The sequence below is a fragment of the Oceanobacter mangrovi genome (assembly GCF_019740315.1).
Lineage (GTDB): Bacteria > Pseudomonadota > Gammaproteobacteria > Pseudomonadales > Oceanobacteraceae > Oceanobacter > Oceanobacter mangrovi.
Genome location: NZ_JAHXZR010000002.1, coordinates 333,224 through 353,014 on the forward strand (window position 1 = coordinate 333,224; position 19,791 = coordinate 353,014).

Annotated in this window: 17 protein-coding genes; 10 read left to right on the forward strand and 7 right to left on the reverse strand. The window is 55.3% G+C overall.

What is annotated here, in order from left to right; translation table 11 throughout:
* Positions 1–18 precede the first annotated feature (18 nt).
* Together K6123_RS05545 and K6123_RS05550 are read left to right on the forward strand one after the other, a co-directional pair.
* A complete protein-coding gene (locus K6123_RS05545; protein WP_221794978.1) occupies positions 19–429 on the forward strand; it encodes a ketosteroid isomerase-related protein in 411 nt (136 codons plus the stop codon).
* 417 nt (positions 430–846) lie between these two features.
* Complete coding sequence (locus K6123_RS05550) at positions 847–3,099, forward strand: putative bifunctional diguanylate cyclase/phosphodiesterase (protein WP_221794980.1); 2,253 nt, start codon at positions 847–849, stop codon at positions 3,097–3,099.
* A gap of 4 nt (positions 3,100–3,103) precedes the next feature.
* On the opposite strand, the gene K6123_RS05555 is transcribed toward K6123_RS05550, so the two are convergent.
* On the reverse strand, positions 3,104–3,544 hold the full coding sequence (locus K6123_RS05555; RefSeq protein WP_221794982.1) for a globin domain-containing protein: 441 nt from the start codon (positions 3,542–3,544) through the stop codon (positions 3,104–3,106).
* Between the two features lie 213 nt (positions 3,545–3,757).
* Between K6123_RS05555 and hrpA the strand changes: the two genes are divergently transcribed.
* Both hrpA and K6123_RS05565 read left to right on the forward strand, forming a co-directional pair.
* Complete coding sequence (gene hrpA / locus K6123_RS05560; RefSeq protein ID WP_221794984.1) at positions 3,758–7,690, forward strand: ATP-dependent RNA helicase HrpA; 3,933 nt, start codon at positions 3,758–3,760, stop codon at positions 7,688–7,690.
* A 229-nt stretch (positions 7,691–7,919) separates the two neighbouring features.
* Positions 7,920–8,753: an MlaA family lipoprotein gene (locus tag K6123_RS05565; protein WP_221794986.1), complete on the forward strand. Its 834-nt coding sequence runs from the start codon at positions 7,920–7,922 to the stop codon at positions 8,751–8,753.
* 100 nt (positions 8,754–8,853) lie between these two features.
* Here K6123_RS05565 and K6123_RS05570 read toward each other — a convergent pair whose 3' ends face one another.
* Positions 8,854–9,579 (reverse strand): phosphoadenylyl-sulfate reductase, encoded by a 726-nt coding sequence (locus tag K6123_RS05570; protein ID WP_221794988.1) that lies wholly within the window; start codon positions 9,577–9,579, stop codon positions 8,854–8,856.
* Positions 9,580–9,866: 287 nt separating this feature from the next.
* Here K6123_RS05570 and thrH point away from each other — a divergent pair, with 287 nt between their 5' ends.
* The 6 genes from thrH (at position 9,867) to K6123_RS05600 (ending at position 13,567) form a co-directional block, all read left to right on the forward strand.
* On the forward strand, positions 9,867–10,484 hold the full coding sequence (thrH, locus tag K6123_RS05575) for a bifunctional phosphoserine phosphatase/homoserine phosphotransferase ThrH (RefSeq protein ID WP_221794990.1): 618 nt from the start codon (positions 9,867–9,869) through the stop codon (positions 10,482–10,484).
* A 115-nt stretch (positions 10,485–10,599) separates the two neighbouring features.
* A complete protein-coding gene (locus tag K6123_RS05580; protein ID WP_221794992.1) occupies positions 10,600–10,944 on the forward strand; it encodes a MerR family transcriptional regulator in 345 nt (114 codons plus the stop codon).
* Positions 10,945–11,032: 88 nt separating this feature from the next.
* Positions 11,033–11,647 (forward strand): NAD(P)H-dependent oxidoreductase, encoded by a 615-nt coding sequence (locus tag K6123_RS05585; protein WP_221794993.1) that lies wholly within the window; start codon positions 11,033–11,035, stop codon positions 11,645–11,647.
* A 150-nt stretch (positions 11,648–11,797) separates the two neighbouring features.
* Positions 11,798–12,415 carry a hypothetical protein gene (locus tag K6123_RS05590; protein ID WP_221794996.1) on the forward strand — a complete coding sequence of 206 codons (618 nt, stop codon included), beginning with the start codon at positions 11,798–11,800 and terminating at the stop codon, positions 12,413–12,415.
* A gap of 3 nt (positions 12,416–12,418) precedes the next feature.
* The gene (locus K6123_RS05595; protein WP_221794998.1) at positions 12,419–12,868 is read left to right on the forward strand and encodes a YqaA family protein; all 450 of its coding nucleotides are present in this window, start codon (positions 12,419–12,421) and stop codon (positions 12,866–12,868) included.
* Positions 12,869–13,102: 234 nt separating this feature from the next.
* Complete coding sequence (locus K6123_RS05600) at positions 13,103–13,567, forward strand: hypothetical protein (RefSeq protein ID WP_221795001.1); 465 nt, start codon at positions 13,103–13,105, stop codon at positions 13,565–13,567.
* Between the two features lie 37 nt (positions 13,568–13,604).
* Here K6123_RS05600 and K6123_RS05605 read toward each other — a convergent pair whose 3' ends face one another.
* From K6123_RS05605 to K6123_RS05625, 5 genes are all read right to left on the reverse strand, one after another.
* Positions 13,605–15,896, reverse strand: coding sequence for a TonB-dependent receptor (locus K6123_RS05605; protein ID WP_221795002.1), 2,292 nt, complete (start codon positions 15,894–15,896; stop codon positions 13,605–13,607).
* Positions 15,897–15,958: 62 nt separating this feature from the next.
* Positions 15,959–16,813 (reverse strand): ABC transporter ATP-binding protein, encoded by an 855-nt coding sequence (locus K6123_RS05610; RefSeq protein WP_221795005.1) that lies wholly within the window; start codon positions 16,811–16,813, stop codon positions 15,959–15,961.
* Positions 16,813–17,874, reverse strand: coding sequence for a FecCD family ABC transporter permease (locus tag K6123_RS05615; RefSeq protein WP_221795007.1), 1,062 nt, complete (start codon positions 17,872–17,874; stop codon positions 16,813–16,815). Before K6123_RS05615 ends, K6123_RS05610 begins: the two co-directional genes overlap by 1 nt.
* On the reverse strand, positions 17,874–18,578 hold the full coding sequence (locus tag K6123_RS05620) for a globin domain-containing protein (protein WP_221795008.1): 705 nt from the start codon (positions 18,576–18,578) through the stop codon (positions 17,874–17,876). Before K6123_RS05620 ends, K6123_RS05615 begins: the two co-directional genes overlap by 1 nt.
* A 30-nt stretch (positions 18,579–18,608) precedes the next feature.
* The gene (locus tag K6123_RS05625) at positions 18,609–19,652 is read right to left on the reverse strand and encodes an ABC transporter substrate-binding protein (protein WP_221795010.1); all 1,044 of its coding nucleotides are present in this window, start codon (positions 19,650–19,652) and stop codon (positions 18,609–18,611) included.
* Positions 19,653–19,791 lie beyond the last annotated feature (139 nt).

Genomic DNA, 19,791 nt, shown 5'->3' on the forward strand with positions numbered 1-19,791 from the left:
TCTGAAGAGGATTAGCCTATGTCCCGTTCCGCTACTGAAGCGCTGATTTTCGATTATTACCAGGCGTTTAACCGCGGTGATATGGAAACCTTTCTCGGTTTGCTGACCGATGATGTGATTCACGATATTAATCAGGGCAGTCGTGAGGTTGGCCGCGATGCTTTTGCCGGGTTTATGGTGAAAATGAACACCAGCTATCGCGAAGAGCTGAAAAATATTGTGATTATGAGCAGCCCGGATGGTGATCGCGCCGCTGCCGAATTTGTTGTGCATGGTGAGTATCTGCAGACCGATGAAGGTTTGCCAGCAGCCAATGGTCAAACCTATGTGCTGCCAGCCGGTGCATTCTTTGAGATTCGTGCGGGCAAGGTTGCGCGGGTGACCAACTATTACAACCTCGAAGACTGGCTCAGGCAGGTTGCCGGTTAAGGCTGCAGGAATAGTTCTCTAACACGGCGTTGGTTTTCTATCTGCGTTACCACTGCGGTGTTAAAAGCAGGCTCAAATCGGTCATTGATCACGCATAAACTCTCTCTTGTCGTAATGCTGTTCATTTAACCAATCCACGTCATCCCGGACGCGAAGCAGATCCGGGATCCATAGGGCTTTTGGATCCTGAGCCTGCGCGGCCCGAACAGTTCAGGAAAACGATGATTTGTGGTTGCAAACGCTTAAGTGAACAGCATCACCCTCTTGTCGGCTGTTTTTACTTTGTATGGACGGCCTCGAAAACAAAAATCAACAGCCTGCTAAAACAGGACAACTGCCATAGCTGATCGTGTCTAATTTGAGACGTTCAGCTAGACTTCTTCGAATACGCGAATCGCATTCAGACTGGGGTTATCCATGGGGCTGAAGCCTTTACAAAACAGCTGGGCCTATACCGGAATTGTGGCGGTGACTCTGGTGCTGTTTTTTTGGGCGTTGCTCATTGATTGGCAGGATACGGTTGACGATGTTCTGGATGACCATCAGCAACTGGTTCAGCTGTCTCAAAGCGCGTTTCAGACGCTTTTGGCTGATCAGGAAGTATTGCTCGATTTTGCTGGCTGGGAGATCATGCGCGATAATCCTGAAGCCATTCACGGACCCGTTCGTCAATTCCAGCTGTTAGCCCATCTGAGTGCGCTCAGTCCTGCGATTCTGGCGCTGGGGGTTGCAACGCCCCAAGGCGACTATTTTGCGGTCAGTGATGATAGCAACAAAGATAAAATCCCCAATTTGCTGGAACAGCCAGAGGCGAGGGAATCCTTTCTGGAAGTGTTGCAGTCTGATCGTTTGCAGCTTGGCAGAACCTATTGGTTTGAAGCGCTGCATACCGAAGCTCCGGCGATCCGAAAAACCCTTCGGGATGACCGCGGTGAACCTCTGGCGGTTGTGGTAGCCGGTCTGAAGCTGTCGGGTGTTGCGACATTCTTTGATTACGCCGACCGCCTTGATGACAACAGTGTGTTGATGCTGGTGCGGGCTCGTGATGGATATCTGCAGTATTTTTCGGCCAATACCCAGTGGCCTTCACTCAACTATGAAACCCCACTGTCTACTGATGTCACCAGTGTGCTTCACGACATTCCAGCAAGTGATCAGATAGTTGCCCGGCGAGTGGAATTTAATCTGGCGGGCAAGCGCATGCACGGTGTCGCCATGCTGGATTCTGACAATGGTATTTGGGTTGTTTCTGTATCTGAAAAGCGGGTGGTGGTTTACCAGTACCTGCTGACTCTGATGTTCTACTGCATCGGTTTTGCCCTGTTCCAGCTGGTGCTGTTCCTGCTGTTTACCGTTAGCCGTCGGGCAGAACAAGCGAAACAGGACGCGCTGCGGTATCAGGCTACCCATGATTCGCTGACCCGGCTGGTCAACCGCAGCCATGTATTTAATTTGCTTGATGACTGGCTGCAGCAGCACAGGTACTTCAGTCTGTTTTATATCGACATGGATTATTTCAAGAACATCAACGACAACTTCGGTCATGAGTTTGGAGACAAGGTGCTGCAGGAAGTTGCCCGACGGCTGCTGGAGTCGATTCCGGCCGGTGCCATTGCAGCCCGACACGGCGGTGATGAATTTCTGGTGCTGATGGCGGACGACGACTGTTATTCCGATGTGCGGGTGGCCGAGCAGATTCTCAGGACCCTTGCCTGTGTTTACCGTATTGACGGAGTTGCTGTTGAACTTGGTGTCAGCATTGGCATCGCCAGTTCGCCGGATCATGCCACGGATCAGAACGGCTTGCTGCGGGCTGCCGATCTGGCCATGTATCAGGCCAAGAAACACCGCAACTGTGTACGCCGGTTCGAGCCGGATATGCATCAGGAGCACATGCACAAGCTGGATATGGAATACCAGATGCGCACGGCCATCAGTAATAACGAATTCTTTGTGGTGTATCAGCCGCAGGTGAACGTCGATGGCAAGCTGCATGGCGTTGAAGTGCTGCTGCGCTGGCAGAATGAATCGCTTGGGATGGTGTCGCCTGGTGAGTTTATTCCACTGGCAGAAACCATCGGCATTATGCCAAGACTCGGCGCACATATTATGGAGCTGGCGCTGCTACCGCTACGGCAGCTGCAGAAGCACTATGATTGCGAGTTTCAGGTGTCGCTGAATATCTCGGTGCGGCAGTTTATGGATCCAGAATTTGTTAGCGTTCTGTGTCGCAAGCTGGACGAAGCCGCCATGCCGCGCCATCTGGTGACGCTGGAAATTACCGAGTCGCTGTTTATTGACGATGTGCAGGTGATCGTTGAGGTGCTGGAACAGGTGCGTCTGAAAGGTCTGAAATTGTCGCTGGATGATTTTGGTACCGGTTATTCGTCACTCAGCATGCTGGCAACCTTGCCGATGGACGAACTCAAGATCGACAAGAGTTTTGTTGACCACCTGATGGATTCCCGCTCGGCCCAGGTGATGGTGCGTAACATTATTGATATTGGCCGCAACTACGGCATGAGCCTGCTGGCGGAAGGGGTCGAAACGGAAGCCCAGCTGCGCTTGCTGCACGATATGGGCTGCGCCTTGTATCAAGGCTATTATTTTGCCAAACCACTGTCAGCCCAGGATCTGGCCAGCTGGCTGGCCAGTCATCAAAACCAATAACCCGTCAGGCTTGCTGGTCGGCGTAGCATCGGCTTTCGGCAGCGATTAACAAGTCCGCCAGCAGCTGGTAGGCCTCCTGCCAGGCACTGACAATTTCTGGTGTTGCTGCTGCTCCCAGTACATCACCCATCGCACTGATAATGGCATCGGCTACCATCGGATAATGTTCTGGCTGCACGCCGCTGCGAACGTGAGCATTAACGATTTTGTCGACGGCTGCCGTCAGAGCTTCCAGATGGTCAATATTGGCGGCATAGGCGGCAACGGCTGTTGCCAGTTTGACGGACTGATCGGTTGCAGCATTGGCAAACAGCGCCCGGGTTTGCGGATAGCGTTCAAACAGGATTTCGTACAGTCGGGTGGTGATGGCATTGCCATGCTCCATCAATACCGGAGCAGTGCTTTTGACGATGGCGATGGTTTCGGCGGACAGCGGTGTGGTCATGATTGGATCCAATTGGGTGACAAATAAGTCATTAGGCATGGTGCCTGAATCGTCCCGTACTGACCAAGCATTTGCCTTCGAATTGCCCAACATGGCAAGCGGAACACGCTGTTCAGACTTCGCAGAAGTGTGCGGCAGCTCAATGGCTGCCATAGTCCCGCTAATGACCGTATAATTCCCGCCTTTATACAGCCGTTGTCTTCAGGTTCACTCTTGTCTTCCGAACACGTATCTCCAGATAGCCAGTCAATTTCTCTCGACCAGCGGGCGCTTTACAAGGCCATCGACCATTGCCTGATCAAGGATCGTTTTTCCTTGCGGCGCAGCGTCAAGGAGCTGGCTGAGCGTTCTCGTCAAAACAAGCCGCTGGACCAGGCGCTGGTCAAACTGCTGGCGCGTATCGAAAAGAGCCAGGCACAGGTCACTGCACGCAGTGCGGCCTTGCGAATCCAGTACCCGGAATTGCCGGTATCCGAGCGCAAGGACGAGATTCTTGAGGCGATTCGCAACAATCAGGTGGTAGTGGTGGCCGGTGAAACCGGTTCCGGTAAAACCACCCAGCTGCCAAAGATCTGTCTGGAAGCCGGACTCGGCCGGTTTGGTCGTATTGGCCACACCCAGCCACGCCGTCTGGCAGCCCGTTCGGTAGCTCAGCGTATTGCCGATGAAATGCAGTGCGAACTGGGCACCACGGTCGGTTATCAGGTGCGTTTTACTGATCAGAGCAACGACCAGACCCGCGTCAAGTTGATGACCGACGGTATCCTGCTGGCGCAAACCCAGCACGACCGTTTCCTTAATGAATACGATGTCATCATCATCGACGAGGCTCATGAACGCAGTCTTAATATCGACTTCCTGCTGGGCTATCTGAAACAGTTGTTACCGCGCCGCCCGGACCTGAAGATCATCATCACGTCGGCGACCATCGATCTGGATCGATTCTCGCAGCATTTTGATAATGCCCCGGTGATTCAGGTTTCCGGCCGGACTTATCCGGTCGAAACCCGCTATCGACCGCTGGTGCGGGAAACCGAGGAAGACGAAGACCGCACCCTGTTCGAAGGCATTTATGAATCGTTGGCGGAGCTGCGCGAAGAAGACAAAAAGCACAACATGCCGGGTGACGTGTTGGTGTTCCTGCCCGGTGAGCGGGAGATTCGCGAGTGTGCTGAATACCTGCGCCGCGCCCATATCCCGGCAACAGAAATCCTGCCGCTGTATGCCCGCCTGAGTGCCGGTGACCAGCAGAAAATCTTCAAGCCAACCGGTGGTCGACGAGTGGTGCTGGCGACCAACGTGGCAGAAACCTCGCTGACGGTGCCGGGCATTCGCTACGTGATTGACTCGGGTATCGCCCGCATCAGCCGTTATTCCTACAAAAGCAAGGTGCAGCGACTGCCGATCGAAGCGATCTCGCAGGCTTCCGCCAATCAGCGTGCCGGTCGTTGTGGTCGTACCATGCCGGGCGTTTGTATCCGCTTGTACGAGGAAAGCGACTTCCTTGGCCGTGATGAATTTACCGATCCGGAAATTCGCCGCACCAATCTGGCGGCGGTGATTCTGCAAATGCTGCATCTGGGCCTTGGCCGGTTGCAGGATTTCCCGTTTATTGATCCGCCGGATGACCGTTTTATCAAGGACGGTTTTACCCTGCTGCAAGAGCTGGAAGCGGTCGATAACAAACAGAAACTGACCCAGCTTGGCCGCCAGATGGCGCGGCTGCCAACCGATCCACGTTTCGCACGTATGATGCTGGAAGCGCAGAAGCAGGGTGCCTTGAAAGAAGTGCTGGTCATTGCCTCGGCGCTGGCGATTCAGGACCCGCGCGAACGGCCACCGGAAAAGAAACAGCAATCTGACGAGAAACACCGTCAATGGCAGGACGAGGATTCTGACTTCGTGGCGCTGGTGAATCTCTGGAATGGCTACGAAGAACAACGTCAGGAACTGAGCCAGAACCAGCTGAAGAAGTGGTGTACCAAAAACTTCCTCAATTACATGCGTATGCGCGAATGGCGGGATACCCATCGCCAGCTGCACATTCTCTGTAAAGACCTCGGCTTGAGCGAAAACGAACAGCCGACCAATTACGAGTCGCTGCACAAGTCGTTGCTGGCTGGCATGCTGAGCCAGATTGGCTTCAAGGGTGAAGGGTTGGAGTATCTCGGTGCCCGCAATCGCAAGCTGTTTATTTTCCCGGCTTCCAGCCAATACAAGAAAAAGCCCAAGTGGCTGATGGCGGCGGAACTGGTGGAAACCAGCAAACTGTTCGCTCGCACCGTTGCCAAAATCGAGCCGGAATGGCTGGAGCAGGTCGGTCGGCCGCTGCTGAAATACCAGTATTTTGAACCCCACTGGCACGAGAAGCGTGGCCAGGTGGTGGCGTTTGAACAAAGCTCGCTGTACGGCCTGATCGTCAATCCGCGTAAGCGGGTTAACTACGCCAACAGCCATCCGCAGGAAGCCTGGGAAATCCTGATTCTGGAAGCGTTGGTGGGCCAGCAGATGAAAACCAGCGCTGACTTTCTGCAATACAACATCAACCTCATTGAGGAAGTGACCGAGTACGAAGAAAAGTCGCGCCGCCGCGATCTGGTGATCGACGACAACTTCCTGGTCGACTTCTATCAGCAGCGGATTCCGCAGGATGTGGTGACCACCAAACATCTGGAGCGCTGGTACAGCCAGGCGCCGGAGGCTGAGCGTCAGCGTCTCAAGTTGACCCAGAATCAGCTGCTCAGCGATGCGGCGGCCGGGGTGACCGATCAGGACTTCCCGATGGCACTCGGCTGGCAGGGCTTGCAGTTCCCGCTCAGTTATCGGTTTGCGCCGGGTGAGGCCGATGACGGCGTCAGCCTCAGTGTACCGGTGGCGATGTTGCAACAGGTGCCGTCAGCGCAGGTGGAATGGCTGGTGCCCGGATTTGTGGCGGAAAAACTGGCATTGGTGATCAAGGGGTTGCCGAAATCGACCCGCAAGCTGTTTGTGCCGGTGCCCAACACGGTTGAAGAATTTATGCAAACCGCTGACGCTGGCAAGGGCAGTCTGTACAGCCTGCTGGCGGCCTTCCTGAACCGGCGTTTGCGTGGTACCACTGAGCCACAAATCGAAATTGAATACCTGCGACAGGTTGAGCTGCCAGCGCATTTCCTGATGAATATCCGGGTCATGGACGACGGCAAGTTGCTGGCCCAGAGTCGGGATCTGGAGGCCCTGAAAACCGATCTCTGTGAAATGTCGCAGAACCAGATTCAGGGCATGGTACGTCATGAGCTGCAGCGGGATCAGGTCGAGCGCTGGGACTTCGGCGACCTGCCGGAAAGCACTACTTCCGACGTCAACGGCCTGCAGGTGCGGGCGTTCCCGTGCCTGAAAGTGGAAAAAGACGAAGTGCAGTTGACGGTGGAAGCCGATCCGGAACTGGCTCGGCGTAGCCATCGTCGTGGCCTGGTGGCGTTGTTTCGCAAGTCGCTGTCGGCGCAGGAGCGGCTGTTCAAGAGTCTGATCCAGAAAAAGATGGGTGGCATCTGGCTCAAGGCCAAAGGCATGGGCAGCCAGTACGAACTGATTGATCAACTGATTGAAGCGGCCTTTCAGCAGGTATTTGTACCGCTGGAAGAGCCGTTGCCGTATGAGGAGCGCGAGTTTCAGAAACGTCTGGCGCGGCGCGAAGAACTGGTCGAGCATGGAGAACTGTTGCTGGCCCAGTATTACGACTGGATCAACCTGCGCCACAAGATTCTGAAAAGTATGAGTGGTACGGTCAGCCTCGATCGCGCGATGGCCTACAGCGATGCCAAGGTGCATCTGGAGCGGTTGATGCAAGCCGGTTTTATGCTGGATGCCAGCTGGGAACAGCTGAAAAGCTTTGGCCGGTATCTCAAGGCCATTGAATATCGCATCGACAAACTGCAGGGCAATTTGCCACGTGACCGGCTGGCAATGACCGAGTTTGCTTCGGTGTATGAGCCGTTCCTCAAGCACACTCGCAACATGACGCTCGATGATCCTGCTGATCCGTTTACCGAGTTCCGCTGGTTGCTGGAAGAGTGGCGGGTGTCGCTGTTTGCCCAGCCATTGGGCACCAAAGAGCCGGTATCGTTGAAACGACTGGATAAACGCTGGGCTGAACTGACCAGTTAATTGGCTTCCGGCAGGAAAACCAGGGACTGCCAGCGGCGCAAGATGACAACCTGACATTTTGCTGCCGTGGCGCTCACCAGCCCGCAAGCGGCGTATTATTGATTAAAGAGAACGGCTGCATCCTTGATGGCCAGGCTGTTCGGCCAGTGGAACCAAGTGATGAGTGCTGGTTGCTTTTTTAAGCTGCACCAAACTGATTTAATACGCCGCCATAAGGAACGAGGAAATCATGATGCGCTTGCTGCTGACTGCACTGCTAACGCTGGCTTCATCCATGGCGTTGGCAGAACAACAAAAAGAATATAATCCGGACCCGTGGGAAGGCTTCAACCGGCGCATGTTCGCCTTTAACGAGGTGATGGACAAATACGTCCTCAAACCGGCTGCCAAAGGCTATCAATATATTACGCCGCAAGACGTTGATGACTCGGTCAGCAACTTCTTCTCCAACCTGGGCGATGTGTTGGTGGTGGTGAATGATATTGGCCAGCTGAAATTTGGTCAGGCGGCGTCGGATACCGGCCGTTTCCTGATTAACTCGACAGTGGGTTTTTTTGGGGTGTTTGACGTGGCTACGCATATTGGCTTGCGCAAACACGAAGAAGATTTCGGCCAGACGCTGGGTTACTGGGGCGTGGGGACCGGCCCTTATCTGGTGCTGCCGTTCCTTGGCCCCAGCACCCTGCGGGATGGCGCAGGTACGACGCTGGAATGGTACAGCGGCCTCAGCGGTACGGCGGTAGCAGATAACACCGCCCGTGAGTGGGGTATGGTTGGTATTTGGGGCGTCGACAAGCGCGCTGACCTGTTGTCGGCGGAGAGCATGATTACCGGTGACAAATACACCTTCCTGCGCAGCCTTTACCTGCAGCGTCGTGAATATCTGGTTAATGATGGCAAGGTGGAAGCCAGCTTTGATGATGACTGGGACAGCTTCGATGACTCCAGTGAAGAAGATGACTGGGGCGACGACTGGGACAAGGGCATGTTTGAAGATGGTAAGCCGGAAGGCACTGGCGGTGCCGCTGGTGAGCAGTCGGGTGGTGACACTTATTCGATGTAAACGCCAGATCCCTGGGTTGTGATCTGGCGTAGAAATAAAAAAGCCGACGTAAGCATGTCGGCTTTTTTATTGGCTGTTTGGCAGGGCCTGCGTTGGGCGATCAGCCCTTGCTGATAATGTTGCCGCCGTGCAGGCCGCATTCCTTGTGGGTTTCCTCTTCCCACCACCAACGGCCTTCGCGTTCGTGCTGGCCAGGCAGGGTCGGACGGGTACATGGCTGACAGCCAATGCTCTTGAAACCCTGGGCGTGCAGCTTGTTGTAAGGCACATCAAACATCTTGATGTAGTCCCACACGTCCTGTGAACTCCAGTGGGTCAGCGGGTTGTATTTAACCAGGCTGCCCGCACCATTGCGGCCCGGGAAGCCATCGATTTCAACCATTTCAATATTGCTGCGGGTACCCGGGCTCTGGTCGCGACGCTGACCGGTAATCCAGCCATCCAGCGTGGCCAGCTTGTTTTTCAGTGGTTCGATCTTGCGAACACCGCAGCATTCCTTGTGGCCATCTTCAAAGAAGCTGAACAGGCCTTTTTCGGAAGTGAAGGCTTGCAGCTTTTCCTTGTCTGGCGACTGGATGTGGATCTTGATGCCGTAGTGCTTGCGAACCTGTTCGATGAACTCATAGGTTTCCGGATGCAGGCGACCGGTATCCAGTGTGAAGACTTCAACGTCTTTCTTGATCTTCACGGCCATGTCGATCAGAACCACATCTTCAGCGCCGCTGAAGGACACTGCGATAGCGTCGTGTTGTTCAAGAGCATAACGAATCAGGTCTTTTGGACGCTTGTTGGCGTACTCCTGATTCAGTTGGGCAAAATCTGTCATGGCTAATCCGTCCTGCGCTGCTATGGAGCAGCTTTGGTCATCGTAATAATGGCGAGCAGGTTAACATGGCTGTTTTAGGTCAAAAAATACTAATACCTTATATTCATATTGCTAAAAGTTTGTTTTAGCGGTGGCTGATTCAATCGGTTGCCGAATTTTCAGATGGGTGGCGCCAGAACTTGTTCCAAGCCCATGAGAAATGCCGTCTGGCGGTTGTGTTGGTGTCGTCAACTGGCTAGAGTACGTCGCTTCCGAACAACCCTGAATAATAGAATGGCGGACAAGTCATGGAAATCGCATGCTTAGACCTTGAAGGCGTACTGGTACCAGAAATCTGGATCGAGTTTGCCAACAAAACCGGAATCGAAGAGCTGAAGGCTACTACTCGGGATATTCCGGATTACGACGTACTGATGAAGCAACGTCTGCGCATTCTGGATGAACACAATCTCAAGATTCAGGACATTCAGGAAGTGATCGCCACCCTGAAGCCGCTGGAAGGCGCTGCTGAATTTGTTAACTGGCTGCGTGAGCGTTTCCAGGTAATCATCCTGTCTGACACCTTTTATGAATTCTCCCAGCCGCTGATGCGTCAGCTGGGTTTTCCGACGTTGTTCTGTCACCGTCTGATCACTGACGAAAGCGGTCGCGTAGTGGATTACAAACTGCGTCAGGCTGATCCAAAGCGTCAGTCTATTCGTGCGCTGCAGACTATTTATTACCGTACTATCGCGGCGGGTGACTCCTACAACGACACCACCATGCTGGCTGAAGCGGACGCAGGTATCCTGTTCCACGCGCCACAGAACGTGATCGACGAATTCCCTCAGTTCCCGGCGGTTCATACCTACGAAGACCTGAAGAAAGAATTCATCAAGGCCAGCAACCGCGACCTGACCCTGTAAGCGAGAATATAGTATCGCTGTCACAACGCCACCTTCGGGTGGCGTTTTTGTTTGTCCGAAACAGCAGACTCTGCAACCATCATCGCCCATAACACCAGCACGGTACGGAGACTGTATGTATATTGGCGAAGTGGCGAGCCAGACTGGCTTGTCGATCAAGGCGATTCGTCTGTATGAAGAAATGGGTCTGATCGCTCCGGCCCGCCAGGGGCGTTATCGCTATTATCAGGGAGCTGATCTGGAAGTCCTGAAGCTGATCGTCCAGGCCCGTCAGCTGGGCATCAAGCTGGCGGAATTAAAAGGCGCCATTCATTACCGTCAGGGGCGGCTGGACTGGGCTAGGGTAGAGCAACTATTGCTACAGGTACGTAACCGGCTTGAGCAGGAGCAGGCCAGTATCCAGTCACGGCTCAATAATCTCGATCTTTGCATGCAGTCGCTGCAGAGCTGTGATCAATAAATTCACCTGACTCATCCTCAGCGCTTGACTCTACCCCAAGGGGCAGACTGCAGAATCATCCGCTCAATCTGATTGTTTTGGAGCAAAGATGATGAAGCTGTTAATCCTCAACGGAAACCCCAAGCCCCGTAGTCTGTGTCGCACGCTGGCCGACAGTTATGTTGCCGGTGCTGCCACCAGTGCGGATATTCGCCGCTTTGAACTTGGCGAAATGGCGTTTGACCCTGTGCTACAGAATGGCTACGACACGGAACAGGCGCTGGAGCCAGATCTGCAGGAATTCCTGCAGGCCCTTCAATGGGCGGAGCATATCGTCATTGTGGCTCCCGTCTGGTGGGGTGGAATCCCTGCGGTGCTGAAAGGACTGATTGACCGGACGTTTTTGCCGGGCCAGACCTTCCGTTATCAGCAGCAGGAGCCCCAGGTGGTGCCGTTACTGGCCGGCAAGACCAGCCAGCTGTTGCTGACCATGGATGCGCCAGCCGAATTCGCGCAACAACAAGCTGGGGCACTGGTTGAGCAGCTCAACCGGTTTACCTTGCAGTTCTGTGGTGTCGAAACACTGGCGCCGGTGTTGTTCAGTTCGGTCAGTTTTATTGCCGCAAGCGAGTTGCCGGGATGGCAGTCGCAGGTAGAGCAGTTGGCGAAAGCCCAGCTGGAGCGGCAGCCAGCGACCGGTCTGCAAACCGAAACCCTGGTCTGACAGTCGTTGCATAAAGCAGGCGTCCCTGAATGACCTGTAAGTTGCTGGCCAGCGCCTTTCGCAAGTCGTAAACCAGCAACTTATGCCAACCCGCCATGTTAGGCTTGGCGCTTGATGGCATGTCGCCGGTAGCGAACAAGTACAAATTTTATGCTCAGTTATGAATGGATGTTTGGCATCGTTGGGATTGTGCTGACACTGGTCGGGTTCTACCCCTATGTGCGTGGCATTGCGACGGGTAAGGTTAAGCCACACCTGTTCTCCTGGTTGATCTGGGCAATGACCACGCTGGTGGTGTTTGTCGCCCAATTGCAAAGTGGCGGTGGTGCCGGTGCCTGGACCATGGGCGTGTCTGGCAGTATTACTCTGGGGATTGCGGTGGTTGCCTGGTTGCGCCACAGCGACATATCAATCAGTCGTTCAGACTGGCTGTTTCTGCTGGCGGCTCTGTCGTCGCTGCCATTGTGGTATCTCAGCTCCGACCCATTGTGGGCTGTGGTGCTGTTGACGCTGGTTGATCTTGCCGGGTTTGTGCCTACCGGTCGTAAGGTATGGTCGCGCCCGGATTCTGAGTCGCTGGCTTTCTACAGTTTGTTTGCGGTGCGCAATCTGGTGTCGGTGCTGGCGCTGGAAGTCGTGTCTGTTGCCACGGCCTTGTTTCCACTAGCGATGACACTGGCCTGTGTACTCTTGATGCTGATCATGGTGCTGAGGCGACGGCAGTTGTCTCGGCTGTCCTGCTTGTCGCCAGCTTTGCGGCAGGGCTGATTAATGCCGGATTTTGGCTTGCAGGAGTGGCTGCTGGCATGGGGCTACCCGGGGATGTTTATCGCGGCCTTGTTGGCCGCAACCCTGCTGCCAATGGGGTCGGAACTGATTCTGTTGACGCTGTTGTCGCAAGGACTGGATGCTGGTTGGTTATGGCTGTTGGCCAGCCTTGGCAATGTGCTGGGCTCGATCATCAACTATGGCCTTGGGCGCTGGGCTGCTGCTGGAAGGCTGGGGCAATGGCAGCAATCACCCGGCTGGGCGCGGGCAACGCGCTGGTTTGATCATTATGGCAGCTGGACCTTGCTACTGGCCTGGTTGCCTGTGGTGGGTGATCCGCTGACGCTGGTGGCGGGTTTGGCGAAGGTGCGGTTCTGGTGGTTTGTGCTGCTGGTGACGATTGGCAAATCTCTGCGCTATGGGCTGCTGGTTGGCGGCTATATGACTTTTTGACGTTTACTCGCTTATTTGACAGCTCTGTCAGTCTGGCCGACAGGCTGTACTCGATTCTTTCATATTGGGCTGGTATCACACTGCCGCAATCATGTTTGGTATCAGCAAGGCATGTGCTTGCAGAACCAAATCCAGCCGCGCTTTCCGGTTGTTGCCTGAGGGGCTGTTGTTACCGCAGCAGCGTTTGGGTGTGGAGAAAGCAGAGGTCAACGCCCTCGTAAAAGGACTGCCAATATGAGTCATCACGTTCTCCTTAATGTCTTCGGCCGTTTCCAATCCTTGTTTCGTTCTAAACCTTGCTGTTGTTGCAAGTCTTTACTGATTGGCATCGGGCTGGTGGTTTTCAGTCATGCCAGCCTGGCCTTGTCGGCTGATGAGTATCAGCAGCTGCTGCAGGAATCCCGACCGGTCATGAAACTGCATATCAATGGTGTGGTACTGGGTTTTGACTGGAGCAATCGCATGCTTAAAGCCAGTGATAGCCAGGAACTCTACTGTATGCCGGACACCAGCGAGCTGTCCGTGGATGACTATATGACCCTGCTGGATCAGCAGCTGGAGCAGAGCGCCGCGGTGACAGAAAACCAGGCGAGCAACGACAGCGATACCGATACAGATACCAATGTGCCGGTAGAGCTGTCGCTGTTGGTGGCGTTGGTGAAAAAATACCCGTGCGTCAGTCAATCCGGAGAGCAGTAATACGGATCTCCAGAAGTACTGAACGATTACGTGGCGCCTACCATTCGTAGCCCACGGTTGCCAGCCAGGAGCGGGGTGCGCCGGCGTAATAGGTCAGTGCGCCGCTGCTCTGTACATCACCCGCGTTAATCCGGCCGATATAACGCTTGTTGGTGAGATTGACGCCACTCAGTTTTACGGACATCACGCCTGTACCCATTGCTGCACTGTAGCCGGCTGTCATGTCCAGGCGGGCGTAACCAGCAACCGATTCCTGATGGGCAGAATCCGCGTAGCGCTGGCCGGTATAACGCAGCAGAGGCGCAACCGACCACTGTTCATACTGCCAGCGGCTGCCAATCGCACCGGACCATAACGGCACATCGGGTAATTGTTTACCTTCCACCTCCAGCGTGCTGCCACCTGCGGCCAATACATCATCATCCAGTACAGCTTTGGTCCAGGCCAGGTTGGCGAATAATTGCCAGTCCTCCAATAGCTGCCAACCACCGGCAAATTGCAGCCCTTGTTGGTGACCATCACCGACGTTCTGCGAATAGGCGACACCGACGTCCGGGTCATAGTAGGTAATGCCTTTATTGCGGAATTGGGCGTAGTAGAGAGTGAGGTCCGCATAGCGATCGGCATCCTGCCAGGTCAGCCCAATATCAATACCATCCTGGGTCTCAATCTTTTGCTGGTCCATCACATCCTGAGAGGTTACTCCGGCAGCGTTGAATGACGCGTAATTCGACTGGAATTGCGGCCAGGAAGAAAACGCTGGAGCACCCATTGATCGACCCACTGCCAGGCGGGACGAAAGCCTGTCATTCCAGCGGTATTTCAACCCGGCAAACGGCAGCCAGGCATCCAGATCAAAGCCCTCGGCGCTGCGAGCGGCGACGACACCGCTGGATTGTTTGAGTGCTGTGCTGTAGGAAACATCACCGAGTCCGTCAGTGTTGTAAAAGTCCAGGCTGGGCAGGGTTTCTCGCAAATAACGCAAGCCTGCCGACCAATCGAGTCGTTCCCCTTGTTGGTCAAACTGAGCCCAGGCGCTGTTGAATTGATGCTCTTCAACTACCTTGGCAAGCACCATCCATTTGGTGAAAACCAGACTGCCATTGTCTTGCGGCTTGTACATTTTCCAGGCGGTTGGCGGTCCGGGTGGCTCCATGGTCATGTACCAATGGCCAATGGTGAGACGACTGTTGCCCTGTTCGCTATCCCATTCATTGACCCATTGGGTTTTGATACCCGTGGCTTCATGATCAATTGCCCAGTCGCGTATCAGTCCGGTGGTTGTGCCAGACCAGTAATCGCCACCTTCATGACTGTGATAGGGCTGCACCTCGATGTAACTGGAAGCGGATATTTGATAGCGCAGTTTTGCCAGCCACAGGTTGCTGTTGAACTGCTGGCGGTTGTGGTCGTAATAATTGGCCAGGTCTCCAGGGTCAGCGCTGTAGCTGTAGTCGTACCAGCTGTCGAGGTCCTTGCTTTGGGCGTAGCTGAGCGCACGGTAGCTGTGTTGTTCCCCCTTGCTTTGGCTGTACCAGAGGCTGGCTTTGAGGGCGCCAAAGTTGCGTTCGAGCGCAATGGCCAGATTGCGGTTGTCGGCTGCTTTGCCGGGCCCGGTCCATTGGTCTGCCTGCGAGCGTGAAGCCGACGCCATGGCACGGCCACCGGTGCTCAGCTCGCCAGTATCGCCACGGGCATAAAAGCGGTTCATATCGTCAATACCAAGGCTGGCAGACAAGCGCCCGGACGGCCCCGCGGAGGGCCAGAGCAGGTCGGTATTCAAGGCGCCAATGGTGTTGTAGAGGTCGGTGTCGTCGGCTTTCACCGGCCCCTGGGTTAATTGCACCTGACGAATATTTTCCTGGTCGAACAGCCATAAATAGCCGGGTCCCGGCCCCATGCCGGTGACTGGTGTGCCTTCGATGGTGCCATTGGCGCCGTGAGTGGCGTTGACACCGCGAATCCGCAGGCCTTTGTTGCCACCCATCAGATTACCGAAACCAAACGGGTCGAGGGTCTCTGCCTGTACGCCGGGTAAGGCAGAGACCGCGCTGTAAGGGCTGCCAGCACCAGGAGCGGCAAACATGGCCAGTTCTTCCGCGCTGATGGTGCGTTGGGAATCGATACTCTCGCCGGGAGACCACAAGGATGGCTGTTCGCCAACCACGATCAGGGTGTCGCTGACACTCGCCAGCATGACGGACTCGGTATCCGTTTGGGCCTGAACTGGTGAAAAAGCAGCCGCTGCCAGAATAGAGACAACCAGCCTGTGCGCAGGCAACAGGGGAGCGTCATGGCAGCTTGCGCTGCCATTGCGGAGGGTTTGCATGGAAATTCTCCTGCTTGTGTTTGTGCTATGACTAAAACGAAAAATGACCAGCCTGCGTGGTACTAACCGGAAGATGCGGGCTGGCTGAGCGGATGCTGGCGCGCTGCCAGTACTGGCAGAATCGCCAGTTGTTCGTTGAATAACGGAATAACCTGTACTGGCAGGCCATAAAGACGTTGGAGGTTGGCAGGTGTCAGTACTTGTTGTGGGCTGCCATCGCAGAAGACTCGTCCTTGTTCCATCATCACCACTCGGTCAGCGATGCCAACGGCGTGGTCCGGGTAGTGGGAAGTCTTGATGATGCTGACGCCCTGTTGGCCAAGTTCCCGAATCAGTTGCAGCAGTCGCCACTGATTACCGTAATCAAGTCCGGTAACCGGCTCGTCGAGCAGAATGATGCTGGCTTGCTGCACCAGGGCGCGGGCAATCAGGCAGAGCTGCTGCTGGCCGCCGGATAACTCGCTGACCAGTCGATCGGACAGGTGGACGATTCCCAGCCGTTGCAGAGTGTTATGAATCAGCTGGTGGTCTTCGGCCTGCAGGCGCTGAAATAATCCGCGTTGAGGTAAACGCCCCATGGCGACCAGATCGGCAACCTTGTAGGGAAAGGGCATTGGCTGGCTTTGTGGAACCCAGGCAATGTGTTGGGCAAGCTCTGTGCGGCTATAGCGTTGGAGGGGTTTGCCGTGCAAGCAAATACTCCCCTGGGCCGGTGTCAGCAGGCCCAGCAGTAAACGCATCAGCGTGCTTTTGCCGCAGCCATTGGTGCCCAGCAAGGACACGACTTCGCCTGCCATTATGGCAAAGTCGAGACCGTGCAAAACCGCTTGGCTGGCACCGTAGCTGAAATGCAGCTGACGGGCTTCCAGCACCGCGCTGGTTGCTGTTGAGGGCTGTTCGGAAACAGGATTCAACATCAGCGCCACCCCCGGTTTGCCCGTCGCAGCACCAGCAAAAACACGGGTAAACCCACCAGTTCGGTAATCACGCCAATGGGGATTTCAGATTGGGTCAGCGAGCGAGCCAGCGCGTCTGCCGCCAACAGAAACAGGGCTCCGATAAGTGCGCTGGCAGGAATCAGAATGCGGTTGAGTGGGCCGACCAGCAAGCGCGCAATGTGCGGTGCCAGTAGCCCGACCCAGCCAATCATGCCTGCCAGTGATACCGTCAGGGCAGAGGCGACGGTGGCCAGCATAATCACCAGTAAACGGATACGAGCCACCGGAATTCCCAGTGCTGCAGCACTGTCATCCCCCAGTGTGAGGGCGTCCAGTGCGCGCCCGAGCATTGCCAGTCCTCCGATGCACACCAGTAATATCGGGCCATACAGTTTCATGTCGTCGAGGCTGGCCTGGCCGAGCGCTCCCATCAGCCAATAAACAATGGCAGGCAACTGCTCATAGGGATCGGCGCTGAATTTCACCAGCGCCAGCAAGCCAGAGAACAAGGCGCCGGAAAAAATACCGCCCAGTACCAGCATGATGACGGACTGGTTGCCAAACATCCGGCCAATGCCGAGGCCGACTGCAACGGCAGTCACGCCGCCAATCACGGTCATTAGCTGAATCAGCATCCAGCTGTCGCTGCTGACCAGTCCCAGAGCAGCGCCAAACGACGCACCGGCCAACACGCCCAGAATCCCGGGTGATACCAGTGGATTTACAAATACCGCCTGATAGGCTGCGCCGGAGGAGGCCAGCGCTGCGCCGATCAGCAGCGCAGCCAGAATCCGTGGCAGGCGGATTTCAATCAGCAAGGTATCCATGCGTTCAAGCCAGCCAGCCTCACTATTGATAGCAGTGGCCATTCCCAGTAACCGGCCTGCTATCCAGTGGCTGATGTCTGCCACTGAAACCGGGTATGGACCCAGTGTCAGCGCCAGCAAGGCGGCGCTGATGGTCAGTAGCAGCAGTAACGGCAGCCAGGACAGTTTGGGAGTTTGCCAGTAAAACAGGCGAGGCAGGGTACGTACCGTCATCAGGCCGATGCCTCGCTGTTGCCATGCTGGCTTTCATCGGATCGGTCTGATTTGGGTGGCACAAACTGGCTGGGAATCCAGCCCAGTGCCTTGGATAGCTCGGTCGCAGCATTGTCGTAGGGGTAGCGATTGGGGGCTGCCATGCGGGTTCGGCGGTTAATCATGCGAATGGAAAAAGACTCCATCCAGAGCCAATAAACCGGCCGCCAGTCAGTCGGGAAGTCGACATCCTGCATGGCGTAGTACAGTTCGCGCAGCCAGATGTCGCGGGCGCGCTCATCAATCGTGGTTCGAAAATGGCGCTCACGCATGCGCATGGCACCTTGTTTGGCGGAGAAGTGTTCTGGTCCGCCAGCGGCTTCCACCACAAAATCGACGCTTTTGCTGACGGTATTCAGAAACCGTTTTGGATCACTGGGAAACAGACCGGCAATATCGGTTTCCAGCAGCCGCTGATGTTGTCGCTCTACCAGTTGGGTCAATGCATCGGCACCGACCTGTTCAAACATCTGGCGAGATGGAAATGGCACTGGCGGATAGGCGCTGTCTGACTTTTCAGCTAACCAACGCACCTGCTCAGAGGCCTGGATGCGATCCTGGCTGCACAAGCAATCGAAAGCAGCAGCGTCTGCTGGAATATCAGTAACCACGGTGTTGGTCGGATGGTTGAAATCCGGGTGGTTGGCGGCGGTCAGATTGTTCATGGTGCCTCCAGGCATCAGGGCGAAGTCAGATCAAGGGTTGGTGTGGGTCATCTGGTCGTGCATGTGCTGGTTGCCTTGCGGCTGGCCAGCAGGGGAAAACAGCTGCTGCATCTGGGCGTGAGTCAGTTCGTGCTGAAAGAACAGCTGGAAAAAGCGGCGGGTTTCCGTGCGGATGTCCCAGTTGACTCGCTCGGGGTAGAAGTTGGCCGCCAGCCATTGCATGCCGAGCGCACGCATGAAGGAGGGAGGTCGGTCGATCCAGTTCAGCGGGCTGGTGGGCACCTGGTAAATACGTTGGTTGGCAACGGCGGGCAGTGTTTTCCAGCGGCTGTCATTGTTGGCGTAGTCGGTAAAACGTGGGTCCTGGGCCACAATCACTTGCGGCTGCCACAGGTTCAGCTGCTCAATACTGACGCGTTCCAGACCTACCATGCTTTGGGGCTCGCAGCGATAGAGGTTGTAGCCCGCTGCCAGCACAATCGCTTCGGTGTGAAAGGAGCTGTGGCAGTCGGTCGCCAGACCGTCCGGAGTTTCGGCGTAATAAACCTTTACCTGTTGCTGTTGTGGAATGTTCCCAACTGCCTTGTCGACCCTCGCGATGGCGTTGCGGATGTACTGTGCCAATTGGTGGCCACGTTCCGCCCGCCCTAACAGAGTGCCAACCTGCTCGAACGCCAGTGGCCAATCGGCCAGGCTATCGAGTTTGATGTAGTAGGTTGGGATGCCAATTTTACGGAACGGCGCTTCGATGATGTCTGGATTGACGGGGGCGATACTGTTCTTCCAGAGAAAGGCCACCTGCGGTTGCAGTGTCATCAGGCTTTCCGGGTTTAGTTGGCGGCCATGGCCCATGGAGCTGCCAATCACAGGTTTGTTCACCAGTGACGGTGGCAGATATTCGCTGGCATCGCTGGAAAACGGCATGTTGAGGGCAATAACCAGCTGAGGGTCAAGGGCATACAGCAAGGCGGTAATCGGTGGTGCGGCACCATAAGGTCGCTCAATCACATCTGGCAGATTGACCTGACGGCCAGCCATGTCTTCAACAGTGCTCGCAGCGGCCAGATTGCTCAATAAAAGCCAGCCGGATATGGCCGCGAATAACGTCCTGATTTTCACCTTAGCCTCACTTTATGTGTTGTATTGCTACATAAATAATTGATTAAGATGAGTTAGCATGGACGGTGCCAATCAGCAAAACAGGCTTGATTAC

Excerpts from the sequence above, each read along its gene's own strand:
- K6123_RS05550 (WP_221794980.1), top strand. The coding sequence starts at position 847 with ATGGGGCTGAAGCCTTTACAAAACAGCTGGGCCTATACCGGAATTGTG.
- K6123_RS05555 (WP_221794982.1), bottom strand. The coding sequence starts at position 3,544 with ATGACCACACCGCTGTCCGCCGAAACCATCGCCATCGTCAAAAGCACT.
- K6123_RS05605 (WP_221795002.1), bottom strand. The coding sequence starts at position 15,896 with ATGCAAACCCTCCGCAATGGCAGCGCAAGCTGCCATGACGCTCCCCTG.
- K6123_RS05545 (WP_221794978.1), top strand. The coding sequence starts at position 19 with ATGTCCCGTTCCGCTACTGAAGCGCTGATTTTCGATTATTACCAGGCG.
- K6123_RS05580 (WP_221794992.1), top strand. The coding sequence starts at position 10,600 with ATGTATATTGGCGAAGTGGCGAGCCAGACTGGCTTGTCGATCAAGGCG.
- K6123_RS05570 (WP_221794988.1), bottom strand. The coding sequence starts at position 9,579 with ATGACAGATTTTGCCCAACTGAATCAGGAGTACGCCAACAAGCGTCCA.
- K6123_RS05590 (WP_221794996.1), top strand. The coding sequence starts at position 11,798 with ATGCTCAGTTATGAATGGATGTTTGGCATCGTTGGGATTGTGCTGACA.
- K6123_RS05620 (WP_221795008.1), bottom strand. The coding sequence starts at position 18,578 with ATGAACAATCTGACCGCCGCCAACCACCCGGATTTCAACCATCCGACC.
- K6123_RS05600 (WP_221795001.1), top strand. The coding sequence starts at position 13,103 with ATGAGTCATCACGTTCTCCTTAATGTCTTCGGCCGTTTCCAATCCTTG.
- K6123_RS05615 (WP_221795007.1), bottom strand. The coding sequence starts at position 17,874 with ATGACGGTACGTACCCTGCCTCGCCTGTTTTACTGGCAAACTCCCAAA.
- K6123_RS05565 (WP_221794986.1), top strand. The coding sequence starts at position 7,920 with ATGATGCGCTTGCTGCTGACTGCACTGCTAACGCTGGCTTCATCCATG.
- thrH (WP_221794990.1), top strand. The coding sequence starts at position 9,867 with ATGGAAATCGCATGCTTAGACCTTGAAGGCGTACTGGTACCAGAAATC.
- K6123_RS05610 (WP_221795005.1), bottom strand. The coding sequence starts at position 16,813 with ATGTTGAATCCTGTTTCCGAACAGCCCTCAACAGCAACCAGCGCGGTG.
- K6123_RS05595 (WP_221794998.1), top strand. The coding sequence starts at position 12,419 with ATGCCGGATTTTGGCTTGCAGGAGTGGCTGCTGGCATGGGGCTACCCG.
- K6123_RS05585 (WP_221794993.1), top strand. The coding sequence starts at position 11,033 with ATGATGAAGCTGTTAATCCTCAACGGAAACCCCAAGCCCCGTAGTCTG.